The sequence below is a fragment of the Streptomyces sp. BBFR25 genome (assembly GCF_044590125.1).
Taxonomy (GTDB): Bacteria; Actinomycetota; Actinomycetes; order Streptomycetales; family Streptomycetaceae; genus Streptomyces; species Streptomyces canus_D.
The window spans coordinates 575,208-593,233 of the sequence record NZ_CP172447.1 but is presented as its reverse complement, the minus strand read 5'-3'; the positions used below and the strand labels follow the sequence as shown (position 1 = coordinate 593,233).

Sequence of the window (18,026 nt, the reverse complement as noted above, 5' to 3'; positions counted from 1 at the left end):
GCCGCCGAACGCCCCGTGCGGGCCTGGCTGTTCCGGCTGCCCGAGCGCGCGGACACGGCCGCCCGCGAGCACGTGCTCCTGCTCCTCGTGCACCACATCGCCGCCGACGGCTGGTCGCTTCCCGTCCTCGCCCGCGACCTGCACCGCGCCTACAGCGCCCGGTGCGAGGGACGCCGTCCCGACTGGGCGCCGTTGCCGGTCGGCTACGCCGACCACGCACTGTGGCAGCGCCGCGTCCTCGGCGACGCCGACGGCCCGGCCGCCGCCACCGACACGCCCGTAGCCCGGCAGCTCGAGCACTGGCGCACCGCGCTGGCCGGGCTTCCCGAGGAGATCGCCCTGCCCACGGACCGGCCCCGGCCGGCCTCGCCCACCCACCGCGGCGACCGCGTGGACTTCGCCGTACCGGCCCGGCTCCACGCCGGGCTCGACCGACTGGCCCGCGAGCACCACTGCAGCATGTTCATGGTCCTCCAGGCGGCCGTCGCCGCACTGCTGTCCCGGCTCGGGGCGGGCACCGACATACCGCTCGGCAGCCCCGTCGCGGGACGCGGCGACGAAGCCGTCGAGGATCTCGTCGGCGTGTTCGTCAATACCCTGGTGCTGCGCACCGACCTGTCCGGCGATCCCACCTTCGCCGAGCTGCTGGCCCGCGTCCGGGAGACCGACCTCGCCGCTTACGCCCACCAGGACGTGCCCTTCGAACGGCTCGTCGAGGAACTCAACCCGGAGCGCTCACCCGCCCGGCACCCGCTCTTCCAGGTCCTGCTCGTCCTGACCAACCACGTGCGGGACACCGGGGTGCGCGCCCTGCCCGGCCTCACCGCCACCGCCGTGCCCGTCGACACCGGCGTGGCCCGCTTCGACCTGCTGCTGTCCTTCACCGAGCGGCGCGCCGAGGACGGCGGCCCCGCCGGGATCGACGCGGCGCTCGAGTTCAGCGGCGACCTGTTCGACCGCGTCACCGCCGACCGGATCACCGAGCGGCTGCTGCGGCTCGTCGAGGCCGTCACCGCCGACGGCGACCGGCCGGTCCACGCGATCGACCTGCTCGCGCCCGGCGAAGGCCGCCGACTGCTCGAGGAGTGGAACGCCACCGGCCGGGACGTGCCCGCGACCACCCTGCCCGCCCTGTTCGAGCGGCAGGCCGCCCGCACCCCCGACGCGCCCGCCGTCCTCGACGGGGACGCCACACTCACGTACCGGGAACTCAACACCCGCGCCAACCGGATCGCCCGGTACCTCATCGGCCGGGGCGTGGGGCCCGAGTCCCGCGTGGCCCTCGCCATGCCCCGCTCCGCACGGTGGGTGGCGGCGCTCCTCGGCGTCCTCAAGGCCGGTGCCGCCTGGCTGCCCATCGCCCCCGACCAGCCCGCCGAACGCACCGCGTTCATGCTCGCCGACAGCCGTCCGGCACTCGTGCTGCACGGCGACGAACCCGAACTGGCCGAAGCCGAAGCCGAAGCCGAAGCCGACGGACTTGGCACCCGCCCGGCCGACGGCGACGTCACCGACGCGGAGCGGACCGCGCCGCTGCTGCCCGGCCACCCCGCCTACACCATCTACACCTCCGGCTCCACCGGCCGGCCCAAGGCCGTCGTGATGCCCACCGAGGCCATGGTGAACCTGCTGGAGTGGCACCACGCCGCCATCGGCGGCGGCACCGGCACCGTCACCGCGCAGTTCACGGCGATCGGCTTCGACGTGTCGGCGCAGGAGATCCTCTCGACCCTCCTGTACGGCAAGACGCTCGCCCTGTGCCCGGAGGACGTACGCCGCGACCCCGACGCCCTGGCCGCCTGGCTGGACCACGTCGGCGCCAACGAGCTGTACGCCCCGAACCTGGTCGTGGACGCGGTCTGCCGGGCGGCCGACGAGCAGGGCCTCGACCTGCCCGCCCTGCGCCACATCGCGCAGGCCGGCGAGGCGCTCACCCCGCGCGGCGCGATACGCGACTACCACGCCCGGCGCCCCGGACGGCTGCTGCACAACCACTACGGGCCCACCGAGACCCACGTCGTCACCGCGCACACGATGCCCGGTGACACCGCGGCCTGGACCGACACCGCGCCCATCGGCCTCCCCGTCGCCAACACCCGCGCCTACGTGCTCGACGCCCGCCTGCGCCCCGTGCCCGAGGGCTCCACCGGCGAGCTGTACCTCGCCGGTACCGGACTCGCCCGCGGCTACTGGGACCGCCCGGCCCTGACCGCCGAGCGGTTCACGGCCTGCCCGTTCGCGGGGCCCGGCGAACGCATGTACCGCACCGGCGACCTGGCCCGCTGGAACCGCGACGGCAGCCTGGAGTACCTGGGCCGGGCCGACGACCAGGTGAAGATCCGCGGCTTCCGCATCGAGCTGGGTGAGATCACCGCCCGCCTGGCCGGTCACCCGGACGTCGCCCGCGCCGCCGTCGTCGTGCGCGAGGACACCCCGGGCGACCGGCGGCTCGTCGGCTACGTCGTACCGGAGGACGGCGCCGCCCCGGACCCGGCGACGCTGCGCCGCCACCTGGCGGCGGCGCTCCCCGACTACATGGTGCCGGCCGCCTTCGTGCCCCTCGACACGCTGCCGCTGACCCTCAACGGCAAGCTGGACCGCCGAGCGCTGCCCGCGCCCGCACCCGCCGATGCCGCGGGCACCGGCTCGGGCCGGGCCCCGCGCACCCCGCACGAGGAGCTGCTGTGCGGTCTGTTCGCCGAGGTGCTGGGCCTGCCCGCGGTCACCGTCGACGACGACTTCTTCGCCCTCGGCGGCCACTCGCTGCTCGTCACCCGGCTGGTGAACCGGATCCGCGCCGCCCTGGCGGCCGAGGTCACGGTCCGCCAGGTCTTCGAGGCACCCACCGCGGCCGGGCTCGCCGCGGTCCTCGACAGCGCCGACCGCGGCCGCGGCCCGGTCACCGCCGTCGACCCGCGGCCCGCGCGGCTGCCGCTCTCGTACGCGCAGGCACGGCTGTGGTTCCTCGAACGCCTCCAGGGGCCCTCCGCCACTTACACCATCCCCGCCGCGCTCCGGGTCACCGGGACCCTCGACACCGGCGCGCTGCGACAGGCCCTCGCCGACACCGCGGCCCGGCACGAGGTCCTGCGGACCGTGTACGCCGAGGACGCCGAGGGACCGCACCAGGTCGTCCTCGACGCCGGCACCCCGCCGGAACTCCACGTGGAGACCACCTCACGCGCGGCACTGGACAAGCGGGTCGCCGAAGCGGTCCGCAGGCCCTTCGACATCCGCACCGAACCCCCGGTACGCGCCCACCTGTTCACCCTGACGGACACACCCGACGGTGCCGCGCGGGAGCACGTGCTCGTCCTGCTCATGCACCACATCGCAGGCGACGGCTGGTCGATGCCCCTCGTCGGCCGCGACCTGGCCACCGCCTACGCGGCCCGCCGCGAAGGCCGGGAGCCCGACCCGCAGCCGCTGCCCGTGCAGTACGCCGACTACGCGCTCTGGCAGCGCCGGGTCCTCGGCGACGACGCCGACCCCGACAGCCCGCTGGCCCGCCAGCTGCGGTACTGGCGCGACACGCTCGACGGCGCGCCGCAGGAGCTGGACCTGCCCACCGACCGGCCCCGCCCCGCCGCCACCGCCCATGCCGGAGACCAGGCACCCCTGGAGATCCCCGCCGGCCTGTACACCCGGCTGCGGCAGTTGGCCGACGAGACCCGGTCCAGCCTGTTCATGGTGCTCCAGGCCGGTCTGGCCGCCCTCCTCACCCGGCTCGGCGCGGGTACCGACATCCCGGTGGGCGCGCCCGTCGCGGGCCGCACCGACGAGGCCGTCACCGACGTGGTCGGCCTTTTCGTCAACACGCTGGTACTGCGCACCGACACCTCCGGCGACCCGACTTTCACCGAGCTGATCGACCGCGTCCGGGAGACCGACCTGGCCGCGTACGTCCACCAGGACGTGCCGTTCGAACGCCTGGTGGAGGAACTGGCCCCCGAGCGGTCGCTGGCCCGGCACCCGCTCTTCCAGGTCGCGCTGGCGCTCAACAACACGGCCCAGTCCGGGGTGTCGCACACCTTGCGGCTGCCGGGCGCCTCCACCGCGCCGTACGAGGTGGGCACCTCCACCGCCAAGGTCGACCTCACCTTCGCACTCCAGGAGCGGACCGAGGCCGCCAGGGACGGGCTGCACGGCGTCCTGGAATACAGCACCGACCTGTTCGACCGGCCGACGGCGGACGCGCTCGCGGCCCGCTGGATCCGCCTGCTCGACACGCTGTCCGCGCATCCCGACCGGCGCATCGGGGCCGCGGAGCTGCTGGACGCCGCCGAACTGCACCGCGTACGCGAGCAGTGGGCCGACGGCGGACCCGCCCTGCCGCCGCGCACCCTGCACGCCCTCATCGAGGACCAGGTGGCCCGCACCCCGGACCACGTCGCCGTGGAGGGCGACACCGGGCCGCTCACCTACCGGGAACTGAACACCCGCGCCAACCGGCTCGCCCGGCTGCTCGCCGCCGAGGGCGCGGGCCCCGACCGGCTCGTGGCCCTGCTCATGCCGCGCAGCACCGCGTGGGTCGTGGCGATGGTCGCCGTCGCCAAGGCCGGTGCCGCCTGGCTGCCGGTGGACCCCGCGCACCCGGCCGACCGCATCGCCTACATGCTCGACGACGCGGCACCGGTCCTCGTGGTCACCGACTCCCGTGCAAGGCAGGCGGCGGAGACCGGACCGGGCGCGAACGCCACCCCCCGGATCGTCGACCTCGACACGGACGCCGTCCGGGCCCGCCTGGCCGAACTGCCCGCGGGCGACCTCACGGACAGCGACCGGACCGCCCCCGTGCACCCGGCGCACACCGCGTACGTCATCCACACCTCCGGCTCCACCGGCCGCCCCAAGGGCGTGGCCGTCTCCCACCACGGGCTCGGCTCGATGCTCACCGGGCACATCCGGAACCTGGCCCTGGACACGTCCAGCCGGGTCCTGCAGTTGATGTCGCTCAGCTTCGACGCAGCCGTCGCCGACATCCTCCAGACACTGGTCTGCGGTGCGACCCTGGTCCTCGGCCCCGCCGACAACCGGCTCCCCGGCGAGGACATCGCCGCCCTGCTCACCGAGAAGGCGGCCACCCACGTACTGCTGCCGCCGCCGGTCCTGGCCACCGTCCCCGAGGACCGCGCCGCGACCGTGCGGACCGTGATGACCGGCGGAGAGTCGCTCGGGGTGGACCTCGCCGCCCGCTGGATCCGCGGCGGCCGCCGTGTCATCGACGCCTACGGGCCGACGGAGGCCACGGTCACCGCCACCATGAGTGAGCCGCTCGCCGACGGCGAGGTCCCGCACATCGGCCGGCCCCTGCCCGGAACCCGCGTGTACGTCCTCGACCGGGAACTGCGCCCGGTGCCGCCCGGCGTGGGCGGCGAGCTCCACATCGCCGGTGCCGGTGTCGCCCGCGGCTACGTGGGGCGCCCCGCCCTCACCGCGGAACGCTTCGTGCCCTGCCCCTTCGGCGAGCCCGGAGCGCGCATGTACCGCACGGGCGACCTGGCCCGCTGGAGTCCCGACGGCCACCTGGAGTTCCTCGGCCGCGCGGACGACCAGGTCAAGATCCGCGGGGTGCGCGTCGAACCCGGTGAGATCCGGGCGGCCGTCACCGCCCTGCCGCAGGTGCGCACGGCGGAGGTGCTGGTGCGCGAGGACCGGCCGGGCGACCGGCGGCTCGTCGCCTACGTCGTCCCGGTGGACGGCTCCGCACCGGCCCCCGGCGAACTGCGCGAGCAGGCCGCCCGGACCCTGCCCGACCACCTTGTGCCGTCGGCGTTCGTGGTGCTCGACGCGATGCCGCTGACCGCGAACGGCAAGCTCGACCGCGGGGCCCTGCCGGCCCCCGCTCCCACCGCCGGCACCGGCCGCGCCCCCCGCACGACCCGCGAGGAGATCCTCTGCACGCTGTTCGCCGAAGTCCTCGGCGTGGAACGGGTCTCCATCGACGACTCCTTCTTCGAACTCGGCGGACACTCGCTGCTCGCCACCCGGCTCGTCAGCCGCATCCGAGCCGTCCTGGACACCGAGGTCGCCGTCCGCGCCCTGTTCGACGCACCCACCGTCGCCGGACTGGCGGCGGCCCTGCCGGGCGCCACCGGCACCCGCGCCGCCGTCACGGCCGGACCCCGGCCGGAGCGGATGCCCCTGTCGTACGGGCAGCGCAGGCTGTGGTTCCTCAACCGCTTCGAAGGACCCGGTGCCGGTTACAACATGCCGCTGTCGCTGCGGCTCACCGGACCGCTCGACCGTGCCGCCCTGACCGCGGCCGTCCGCGACGTCGTGGCCCGGCACGAGACGCTGCGCACCGCCTTCGGCGAGGACGAGGACGGGCCCTACCAGCGCGTGGCCGACGCCGCCGACGCGGACGTGGAACTGCTCGTCGTCCCCGTCGCCGAGACCGACCTCGACGAACGGCTGGCACGGGAGGCCCGGCACCCGTTCGACCTGAGCACGGAACTCCCCCTGCGGGCGCGGCTGTTCGCCCTGGCGGAGGACGACCACGTGCTGCTGCTGCTCATGCACCACATCGCCGCCGACGGCTGGTCGATCCCGCTGCTGGCACGCGACCTGACCCGCGCCTACACCGCACGCCTGGACGGCCGCCGGCCGGACTGGCCCGCACTGCCGGTGACGTACACCGACTACACGCGGTGGCAGCGCGAACTGCTCGGCGACGCGGACGACAGCGACAGCGAGACGGCCGCACAACTGGCCTACTGGACGCGCACCCTGCGCGGGCTCCCCGAGGAACTGCCGCTGCCCACCGACCGGCCGCGCCCCGCGTCCCCGTCCTACCGGGGCGACCGCTTCGAGATACCGGTGCCCGCCGGGCTGCACGACCGGCTGCACACCCTGGCCCAGGAACACCACGCGAGCGTCTTCATGCTGCTGCAGGCGGCCCTGGCCACCCTGCTGTACCGGATGGGCGGGGGCAGCGACATCCCCGTCGGCGCACCCGTCGCCGGACGCACCGACGAAGCCCTGGACGACCTCGTGGGCTTCTTCGTCAACACGCTGGTGCTGCGCACCGACGTGTCCGGCGGCCCGACCTTCGCCGAACTCCTCGACCGGGTGCGGGACTCCGTCCTGAGCGCCTACGCCCACCAGGACGTGCCCTTCGAGCGGATCGTGGACGCCCTCGCCCCCGAGCGGACCCTCGCCCGCCACCCCCTGTTCCAGGTCGTGCTGTCGCTCAACAACACGGCCCGTGCCGTGCCCGGCGGCACGGCCGGCCGGCACGGACTGAGCGTGGCGGCGCACCCGGTCGGCACCGGAACCGCCACCTTCGACCTGCTCTTCGGCTTCGGCGAGGAGCCGTCCGCCGACGGCACGCCCGGCGACCTGTACTGCTCCGTCGAGTACAGCACCGACCTCTTCGACGAGACGACCGTACGGGCCGTCGCCGACCGCTATCTGCGACTCCTCGAGGCCGTCGCGGCCGACCCCGGCACCTCCGTGGACCGCATCGACGTCCTCGCCCCCGCCGAGCGGGACCTCGTCCTCGACGCGTGGCACGACACCGCCCTGGACCTGCCCGAGCGCACCTGGCCCGAGCTGTTCGAGGACCAGGTGCGGCGCACCCCGGACGGCGTCGCCGTCGAGCACGCCGGTACCACCCTGACGTACCGGGAACTCGACGCCCGGGCCAACCGGCTCGCCCACCACCTCATCGGTCTCGGCGTGGGACCCGAGCAGTTCGTGGCCGTCGCCCTGCCCCGCACCGAGGACCTCGTGGTCGGGCTCGTGGCACTCCTCAAGGCCGGTGCGGGATACCTGCCCATCGACCCCAACTACCCGGCCGACCGCATCGCCTACATGCTGGAGCAGGCACGCCCCGCGCTGCTGCTGACCACCACGGGCACCGACGGGGCGCTGCCCGCCGCCGACACTCCGCGGCTGCTGCTGGACAGCCCGCGGACCCGGGCCGCCGTCGCCGCGAGCCCCGGCCACCGGCCGGACGACGGCGACCGCACCGCCCCGCTGCGTCTGGACGGCGCGGCCTACGCCATCTACACCTCGGGCTCCACCGGTCGGCCCAAGGGAGTGATCGTCCCCCACACGGGACTCGCCTCGCTCGCCGCGGCCCACGTCGACAAGCTGGCCCTCGAACCCGGCAGCCGGGTCCTGCAACTGGTGTCGCCCAACTTCGACGCCGCGATCGGCGACTTCGTGATGACACTGTTCACCGGCGCCACCATGGTCCTCGGCCCGGTGTCCGGCCTCGTCGGCGGCGACGAACTGGCCGAGCTGATCACCCGGGAGCGGGTGACGCACACCGCCCTGCCGCCCACCCTGCTCTCCACCCTCGACCCCGAGGGCGCCCGCACGCTGAAGGGGGTGCTCATGGGCGGCGAGTCGTTCTCCGCCGAGCTGGCCCAGCGCTGGTGGCGCGCCGGGGTGCGGGTGATCAACGTCTACGGCGCGACCGAGTCGACCGTACTGACCACCATGAGCGACCCGCTGCGCGGTGACACCGTCCCGGACGCCGGGCGGCCGATCCCCAACGACCGCCTGCACGTCCTGGACGCGGCCCTCAACCCGGTGCCGCCCGGCGTGACGGGCGAGGCGTACCTCGCCGGAGCGGGCGTCGCCCGCGGCTACCTCGGGCGGCCCGACCTGACCGCCGAGCGGTTCCTGCCCGACCCGTTCGGCCCGCCGGGCACCCGGATGTACCGCACCGGCGACCTGGTGCGCCGCACCGGCGAAGGCCGCGTCGTCTTCGTCGGCCGTGCCGACGAGCAGGTGAAGATCCGTGGCTTCCGGGTCGAGCTGAGCGAGATCGAGGCGGTCCTGGCCCAGCACGCCTCGGTGGCCCAGGGCATGGTCACGGTCCGCGAGGACCGGTCCGGTGACCGGCGCCTGGTCGCGTACGTGGTCGGCGACGGGGGCGAGATCGACACGGCGGACATCCGCGCCCATCTCAGCCGCGCCCTGCCCGACTACATGATCCCGGCCGCCCTGGTGGACCTCGACGAGTTCCCGCTGACCCCCAACGGCAAGATCGACCGCAGGGCGCTGCCCGCACCCGAGTTCGGCGGCGGCGAGCCCGGCCGCACCGCACGCGACCCGCGCGAACGCCTGCTGTGCGACCTGTTCGCCGACGTCCTCGGCCTGCCACAGGTCGGCCCCGACGACGAGTTCTTCGCCCTCGGCGGCGACAGCATCATGTCGATCCAGCTCGCCAGCCGGGCCCGCAGGCGCGGACTGGTCCTCACCGCCAAGGAGGTCTTCGAGCACAAGACCCCGGCCGCCCTGGCCCGCGTCGTCACCGAGACCGACGGCGCCGCCGCCGAGGAGGAGGGCGCCGGCATCGGCCCCGTGCCCGCCACACCCATCGTCCACTGGTTCGCCGAACTGGGCGGCCCCGTAGACGAGCTCCACCAGTGGCGGGTCGTGCAGGCCCCGGCCGACTGCGACCTGGACACGCTGACCGCCACCGTGCAGGCCCTGCTCGACCACCACGACGCCCTGCGGCTGCGGCTCACCACCGAACCCGGAACACCGGGCGAGGGGCCGGGCGCGGGCGACGGCTGGCGGCTGGAGGTCACCGCACCCGGCACGGTCGGCGCACGGCAGTGCGTGGCGCGGGTGGACTGCGCCGGTCTGGGCGACGACGCCTTCCTCAAGGTGATGGCGGAGCACGCGGACGCCGCACGCCGACGGCTGTCGCTGCGGGACGGCTCGCTGGTGCAGGCCCTCTGGTTCGACCGGGGCCCGCACGAGCCCGGCCGGATCTTCCTGAGCGTGCACCACCTCGCCGTCGACGGCGTCTCCTGGCGGATCCTGCTGCCCGACCTCGAAGAGGCCTGGCACGCGGTCGCCCGCGGCCGGCAGCCCGCGCTCCAGCCCGTCGGCACCTCCCTGCGGGGCTGGGCGGGGCGGCTCGCCGACTGGGCCCAGGACCCCGCCCGGGAGGCCGAACTGGCCCACTGGGAAGAGGTGCTGAGCCGGGACGAGCCCCGGCTGGGCCGCCGGCCCCTGGACCCGGACCTGGACGTGAACGAGCGGGGCGCGACCCTGGCCCGGACCCTGTCGCCCGACCTCACCGAGGCCGTCCTGACCACCGTCCCCGAGGCGTTCCGCACCGGCGTCGACGAGGTGCTGCTGACCGCGCTGGCCATGGCCCTGGTGGAACTGCGGGGCGGCGGCGACACCGGCATCCTGGTCGACCTGGAGGGCCACGGCCGCGCCGAACACCTGCTGCCGGGCAGCGAACTCTCCCGCACCGTCGGCTGGTTCACCGTCATGTACCCGGTGCGGCTCGATCCCGGCAGCTACGACCGGGCCGAGGCGATGGCCGGCGGGCCCGCCGCCGGGCAGGTCCTCAAACGGATCAAGGAGCAGCTGCGGGCCGTACCGGACGACGGGCTCGGCTACGGCGCCCTGCGCTACCTCAACCCCCGCACGGCACCCCGGCTCGCCGCCCGCACCGGAGCCCAGATCGGCTTCAACTACCTGGGCCGGTTCGCCGAGTCGGACACCACCGAGGCCGTCACCGACTGGTCGGTACTCGCCGACCTCGGCGGTGTCGGCGGTCAGGCGCCCGGGATGCGGCTGCCGCACGCGCTCGACCTCGCGGCCGTCACCCGGGACGGGGCCCGCGGCCCCGAGCTGACGGCCCACTGGCTCCACGCCGCGGACCTGCTCCCGGCCCAGGAGGTCGGCCGTATCGCCGACGCCTGGGTGCGGGCGCTGGAAGCCCTGGTGCGGCACGCCCGTCGGCCGGAGACCGGCGGCTACACCCCCTCGGACATGCCTCTGGTCGAGCTGAGCCAGAGCGAAATCGATCTGCTGGAAGACGACTGGAGGACGGCGTAATGAGTCAGTCGGGACTTGAGGAGATCCTTCCGCTGTCACCGCTGCAGGAAGGCATCTTCTTCCACAGCGTCTACGACGAGACCGCACCCGACCTGTACGCGGTGCAGCTCGTGGTGGACCTGGAGGGCCCGCTGCGGCGCGACGCCCTCCGGGCGGCGGCGGACGGCCTGCTGCGCCGCCACGCCAACCTGCGGACGAGCTTCCGCTACGAGGGGGTCAACCGCCCGCTCCAGATCGTCCACCGCGCGGTCGAGGTGCCCTGGCACGACATCGACCTCACGGACCTCGCCGAGGAGGACCGGGCCGCCGCGGCCGACCGGGCCGTCGCCGAGGACCGCGCCCGCCGCCTGGACCTCGCGAAACCGCCCCTGATGCGGTTCACCCTGGTCGCGCTCGGCACGGACCGCCACCGGCTCGTCCTGACCTTCCACCACGTGCTGCTCGACGGCTGGTCGCTGCCCGTCCTGTGGCGGGAGCTGTTCGCCCTGTACTCCAGCGCGGGGGACGTGTCGCGGCTGCCCGCGGTGCGCCCGTACCGCGACTACCTCGCCTGGCTGCGCGGGCAGGACCGGGTCGCCGCCGAGAACGCCTGGCGCGAGGCGCTGGGCGACCTCGACGGACCCACCCTGGTCGCGCCCGACGCCGGCACGGTGTCCATGGTTCCCGGGCAGGTCAATGTCCGGCTGCCGGAGCGGACCACGCACGCCCTCACCGAGTGGGCACGGGAGCAGGGCCTCACCATGGGCACCGTCCTCCAGGGCGTCTGGGCGATCGTGCTCTCCCGGCTCACCGGCCGGGACGACGTGGTCGCGGGCGTCACCGTCTCCGGACGGCCGTCGGAGATCGACGGCGTCGAGAGCATGATCGGCCTGTTCATCAACACCGTGCCCATGCGCGCCCGGCTGCGGCCCGCGCAGCCCATGGCCAAGTTCCTGCGGCAGCTCCAGGACACCCAGACCCGGCTGCTGGCCCACCAGCACATCGGCCTCGCCGACATCCGCAGGGCCATCGGCTCCGACGGCCGGGGCGGACTCTTCGACACCCTCACCGTCTTCGAGAACTATCCCTCCGGAGGCGGCGGTGGGGCCTCCGACGCCGCCCTCAAGGTGACTCGCGTCGACAGCCGGGACGCCAACCACTACCCGCTGTCCCTGATCGGGGCACCCGGCGAGCGGATCTGGCTGCGCCTCGACCACCGCCCCGACCTGTACGACGAGACAGCGGCCCGGCACATCATGGACCGGGTGGTGCGGATCCTGGAAGCCGTGGCCGCCGCCCCCGACAGCCCGGTCGCCCGGATCACCGCCGCCGCCGAGCCGGGCGGGTTGTCGACCCTGCCGGAGGGCTCGGCCGGCGCCGCCCGCGAGGTGCCCGACGCCCCCCTGCCCGAGCTGTTCCGCGCCCAGGTCCGCCGGGTGCCCGACGCCCCCGCCGTCGTGACCGACGGCCTCACCCTCACGTACGCCGAACTCGACGCGCGCGCCAACCGGCTGGCGCACCGGCTCGCCGACGCGGACGTCGGCCCCGAGTCGGCGGTCGTGCTGCTGATGGAACGCTCGCCCGAGGTGCCGGTCGCCGTGCTCGGCGTCCTCAAGGCGGGCGGCCACTACGTGCCCCTCCACCACGGCTTCCCCCTGGACCGGATGCGCGACGCCGCCCAGGAGGCCGGGGCCCGCGCCGTCGTCACGGACCGGGCGACCGCGCCGCGCGCCGAGGAACTCGCCGACGCGCTCGGGGTGCCCGTGATCGTCGTGGACGACCCGGACGCGGGAAAGTGGCCGGCCGACGACCCCGGGACGGCCGTACACCCCGACCAGGCGGCGTACGTGATGTTCACCTCCGGCTCCACCGGCCGGCCCAAGGGCGTCGTGGTGACCCAGCGGGGCGTCGCCGAACTCGCCTTCGACGGCCGCTGGCACACCGGCGCCCACACGTCCGTCCTGATGAACGCCACCCTCGCCTTCGACGCCTCCACCTACGAGCTGTGGATACCGCTGCTCGCGGGCAACCGGATCGTCGTCGTCCCGTCCGGCGAGACCGACGTGGACGCCGTGGCCCGCACCATCACCGGGCACGGCGTCACCGGTGCCCTGCTCACGACCGCGCTGTTCAACGTACTCGCCGAGGAGCGGCCCGAGGTCTTCGCCGGGATGCGCGAGATCACCACGGGCGGCGACGCCGCCTCCGCGCAGGCGTTCCGCCGCGTCCTGGAGAGCTGCCCGGGGCTGACGGTCACCAATCTCTACGGCCCGACCGAGATCACCATGAACGCCACCCACCACGCGGTGACCTCGCCCGGCGCGCTCGGCTCCACGGTCCCCATCGGCGGCGCCATGGACGGCACCCGCCTGTACGTCCTGGACGGCGGCCTCCTGCCCGTGCCCGACGGGGTGCCCGGCGAGCTGTACGTCGGCGGCGCCGGAGTGGCGCGCGGCTACGCGGGACGCTCCGCCCTCACCGCGGAACGCTTCGTCCCCGACCTGTTCGGCCCGGCCGGCTCCCGCATGTACCGCACGGGCGACCTGGTGCGGCGCACCCCCGCCGGCGTCCTGGAGTTCGTCGGACGCGCCGACCACCAGGTCAAGATCCGGGGCTTTAGGATCGAACCCGCCGAGGTGGAGGCCACCGTCGCCCGCCACGCCGCCGTCGGACAGGCGGTCGTCGTCGTCCGCCAGGACCCGGCGGGGGAGAAGCGCCTCGTGGCGTACGTGGTGCCCGCGGCAGGCGGCGGCACCGCCCCGGACGCCGAGGCCCTGCGCGCCCACACGGCGCAGACGCTGCCCGGCTACATGGTGCCGACGGCGTTCGTGGCGCTGGACGCGCTGCCGGTGCTGCCGAACGGCAAGGTGAACCCCAAGGCGCTGCCCGACCCGGACTGGGACACCGCCGTCCTCGGCCGCGGCCCGCGCAGCCCCCGCGAGGAGATCCTCTGCGGCCTGTTCGCCGAGGTGCTGGGGCTGCCCAGGATCGGCATCGACGACAACCTCTTCGAGCGGGGCGGGAACTCCCTGCTGGCCACCCGGCTCGTCAGCCGCATCCGCTCGACGCTGCGCACCGAACTCGCCATCCGCGAACTGTTCGAGGCACCGACCGTCGCCGCCCTCTCCGCCGTCCTGGACCGCAGCGGCGACGGCCGCGGCGGCATCACCCCGGCCCTCCCGCGGCCGCCGCGCGTCCCGCTGTCCTTCGCCCAGCAGCGCCTGTGGTTCCTGCACAACGTGGAGGGCCCCAGCCCCAGCTACAACCTGCCCGTACCGCTGCGCCTCACCGGCCGCCTCGACCACGCCGCACTGCGCGACGCGCTCACCGACGTCGTCACCCGGCACGAGCCGCTGCGCACCGTCTTCGCGGAGGACACGCACGGCCCGTACCAGCGGGCCCTGCCGCCCGCGCCCGTCCCCGTCGACGTCGTGCCGACCGACGAGGCCCGGCTGCGCGGACTGCTCGACGAGGCCGTGCGGCACCGCTTCGACCTGTCGGCGCAACCGCCGCTGAAGGTCTGGCTGTTCCAGATCTCCGAGACCGAGCACGTCCTGCTGCTGCTCATGCACCACATCGCCGCGGACGGCTGGTCCATGCCGCTGCTGCGCCGCGACCTGACCGTCGCCTACGCGGCACGGCACACCGGGCACGCCCCGAGGTGGGAGCCGCTGCCGGTCACCTACGCCGACTACAGCCTGTGGCAGCGGACGATGCTGGGCGCCGAGGACGACCCCGACTCCGTCCTCGCCCGCCAGCTCGCGCACTGGACCGAGCAGTTGGCGGGCCTGCCCGAGCAGCTCGAACTGCCCGCCGACCGCGAGCGGCCGCTGGTGTCCAGCGGCGAGGGCGGCATGCTGGTCTTCGACGTACCCGAGCGCACGCACGCCGGACTCGCCAAGCTCGCCCGCGACACCCGCTCCACCCTCTTCATGGTCGTCCAGGCGGGACTCGCCGGGCTGCTGTCCCGGCTCGGCGCCGGCACGGACATCCCCATCGGGACGCCCATCGCGGGCCGCACCGACGACGCCGTCGGCGAACTGGTCGGCTTCTTCGTCAACTCCCTCGTGCTGCGCACCGACGTGTCCGGCGATCCCACCTTCACCGAGCTGGTGGCCCGGGTCCGCGACGTCGACCTGGCCGCCTACGCCCACCAGGACGTGCCCTTCGAGCGCCTCGTGGAGATCCTCAACCCCCAGCGCTCCCTGGCCCGGCACCCGCTGTACCAGGTCCAGCTGGCCTTCGACAACAACGACCAGCAGGCCGCCGCCGACGTACAGGGGCGGCTGCCCGGGCTCACCGTCGCCAACGAGCCCGTCACCGTCGACACCGCCAAGTTCGACCTGTTGTTCTCCTTCGCGGAACGGCGCGGCGCCGACGGCACGCCCGCCGGGATGATCGCCTCCCTGGAGTACTCCCGCGACCTGTTCGACGAGGACACCGCCCGCTCCGTCGTGGACGCGCTGCTGCGGCTCCTCGCCTTGGTCGTGGAGAACCCGGCCGCCCGGGTCCGCCGCATCGACGTCCTCGCGGACCGGGACCGCGACCAGGTCCTCACCGAGTGGAACGACACCACCCGGGAGCACCCGTGGCGGCCCCTGCCGGAACTGTTCGAGCAGTGGGCCGCGCGACGGCCGGACACCCCGGCCGTCGTGCACGAGACCGTCGCGGACGACGGGACGCCCGGCCCCGTCGAACGGCTGACGTACGGCGAGCTCAACGCGCGGGCCAACCGGCTCGCCCGGCTGCTCGTCGACCGCGGCGTGGGCCCGGAGTCGTACGTCGCCATCGCCCTGCCCCGCTCGCCGCTCCAGGTGACCGCGGTCTGCGCCATCCTCAAGACCGGCGCCGCCTACGTGCCCGTCGACCCGGCCCACCCCGCCGAGCGCGTCGGCTACATACTCGACGACGCCGACCCGGCCGTCCTCCTGACCACCTCCGACGTGGCCGCCACCCTGCCCGGGGAACGCCCGGGCACCGTCCTGCTCGACGACCCGGCCGTCCGCGACGCCCTGGAGAAGCTCCCCGGCACCGACGTCACCGACACGGAACGCACCGCGCCGGCCCTGCCCCGGCACCCGCTGTACGTCATCTACACCTCCGGCTCCACCGGCCGCCCCAAACCCGTGGTCATGCAGGCCGGCGGCCCGGCCAACCTGGTCGCCTGGCAGGACGGGCTGCTCGCGGGCAACCGGATCACCGCCCAGTTCGCGCCCATCGGGTTCGACGTGTCGGTGCAGGAGATCCTCTCGGCGCTGCTGTACAGCAAGACGCTGGTGCAGTGCCCCGAAGACGTGCGGCGCGACGCCGAACGCCTGGTGCGATGGCTGGACCGGCACGGTGTGCAGGAGCTGTTCGCACCCAACCTCGTCGTGGAGGCGGTCGCCGACACGGCCCGCGAACGCGGACTGGACCTGCCGGAACTGCGCGACATCGTCCAGTCCGGCGAGGCACTGGTGGCCGGCGAGTCCCTGCGCGCCTTCCACGGCCGGGTGCCCGGCCGGCGCCTGCACAACCAGTACGGCCCCACCGAGACCCATGTGATGACCGGCTGGGTGCTGCCCGAGGACGCGGCGGAATGGGAGAACGCGCCCACCATGGGCGGCCCCGTGGACAACGCCCGCCTCCGGGTCCTCGACGCGGCGCTGCGGCCCGTCGCGCCCGGACGCACCGGCGAGCTGTACATCGCCGGCGCCGGTCTGGGCCGCGGCTACCTCAGGCGGCCCGGCATGACCGCCGAGCGTTTCGTCGCCGACCCGTTCGGGGCGCCCGGCGAACGCATGTACCGCACGGGCGACCTGGTCCGCTGGACCCGCGAGGGACAGATCCGGTACCTCGGCCGTGCCGACTTCCAGGTGAAGATCCGTGGCTTCCGCGTCGAACCCGGCGAGGTCGAGGCCGCGCTCGTCCGCCACCCGGCCGTCGCGAAGGCCGCCGTGGTCGTCCGCGAGGACCCGCCCGGCGACAAGCGCCTGGTCGCCTACGTGGTACCGGAAGAGAGCGCCGGACCCCTGCCCGCGGAGGCCCTCGACGAGACGCTGGCCGCGCACGTGATGGCCGGCCTGCCCGAGTACATGGTCCCCTCGGCGTTCGTCGCACTGGACGCCCTGCCCCTGACCCGCAACGGCAAGCTGGACCGCCGCGCCCTGCCCGCGCCGCGCCCCGCGGCGGCCTCGCTCGCGCACCCGCGCACCCCCGAGGAGAAGGTGCTGGCCGACCTCTTCGCCGAGTTGCTCGAACAGGAGGCGGTCGGCGTCCACGACGACTTCTTCCGGCTCGGCGGACACTCCTTCCTCGCCACCCGCCTGGTCCGCCGGATCCGCTCGGACCTCGGCGTGGAGATCTCCGTACGGAGCGTCTTCGAAGCGCCGACCGTGGCGGGCCTGGCCCGGGCCCTGGGCTCGGACACCTCTCGGGACCCGCTCGACCCGCTGCTGCCGCTGCGCCCCCGCGGCGAGCGACCGCCGCTGTTCTGCATCCACCCGGGCTCCGGCACCAGTTGGTCGTTCTCCGGCCTGCTCGCCCACCTGGACCCCGAGCAGCCCGTGTACGGACTCCAGGCCCGCGGGCTGACCGAGCCGGACCGGATGCCCGACTCGATCACGGAGATGGCGGACGACTACGTCGCCCGCATCCGCACGGTGCAGCCGACGGGCCCGTACGCGCTGCTCGGCTGGTCCTTCGGCGGCCTGGTCGCACACGCCGTCGCGGTACGGCTCCAGGAGCAGGGCGAGGAGGTGCGCACGCTGGGCATCATGGACACCTTCCCGCCCGACCTGGAGGCCGAGGCGCCCCGTTGGGACGACCACGAGATCATCGCCCCGCTGCTGGCGTCCGGCTTCTCCTTCGACATGGGGGAGCTGGCCGCGGACCGCGACGCGGTGCTCGCCCGGTACGCCGCGTACCTGGAGGAGGAGAACAGCCGCCTCGCCGCACTGGGCGAACAGGGCCTGGTGAAGAGCATGAACGCCTACGTCCACAACAACCGGCTGATGGGCACCTTCCAGCCCGGCGTGTTCGGCGGGGACCTGCTCTTCTTCACCGCCACCCGCCCCACGCCCGGTGTGGAGTATCCCGAGGAGGTCCGAGCCAGGCTCGTGCCGGAGGCCTGGCGGCCGTACGTCAAGGGCGTCATCGCCAACCACGACGTCGACTCCACGCACGGCGGGATGCTCTCCGACGCCGAGGCGGTCGCCGTCATCGGCCGGGCCCTGGCCGACGCCCTGTGA

Annotated in this window: 2 protein-coding genes (1 of these 2 only partly in view); both read left to right on the top strand. The window is 74.5% G+C overall.

All coding sequences use genetic code 11. The features are described 5' to 3' along the window. Nucleotides 1-10,818 carry the 3' portion of a non-ribosomal peptide synthase/polyketide synthase gene (locus ACGH52_RS02465; protein WP_399937215.1) on the top strand. It extends 6,669 nt beyond the left edge of the window, so only the last 10,818 of its 17,487 coding nucleotides appear in the window; its start codon lies beyond the left edge, outside the window; its stop codon occupies nt 10,816-10,818. Next, nucleotides 10,818-18,026 (top strand): amino acid adenylation domain-containing protein, encoded by a 7,209-nt coding sequence (locus tag ACGH52_RS02460; protein ID WP_399937213.1) that lies wholly within the window; start codon nt 10,818-10,820, stop codon nt 18,024-18,026. The genes ACGH52_RS02465 and ACGH52_RS02460 overlap by 1 nt, the downstream gene beginning before the upstream one ends.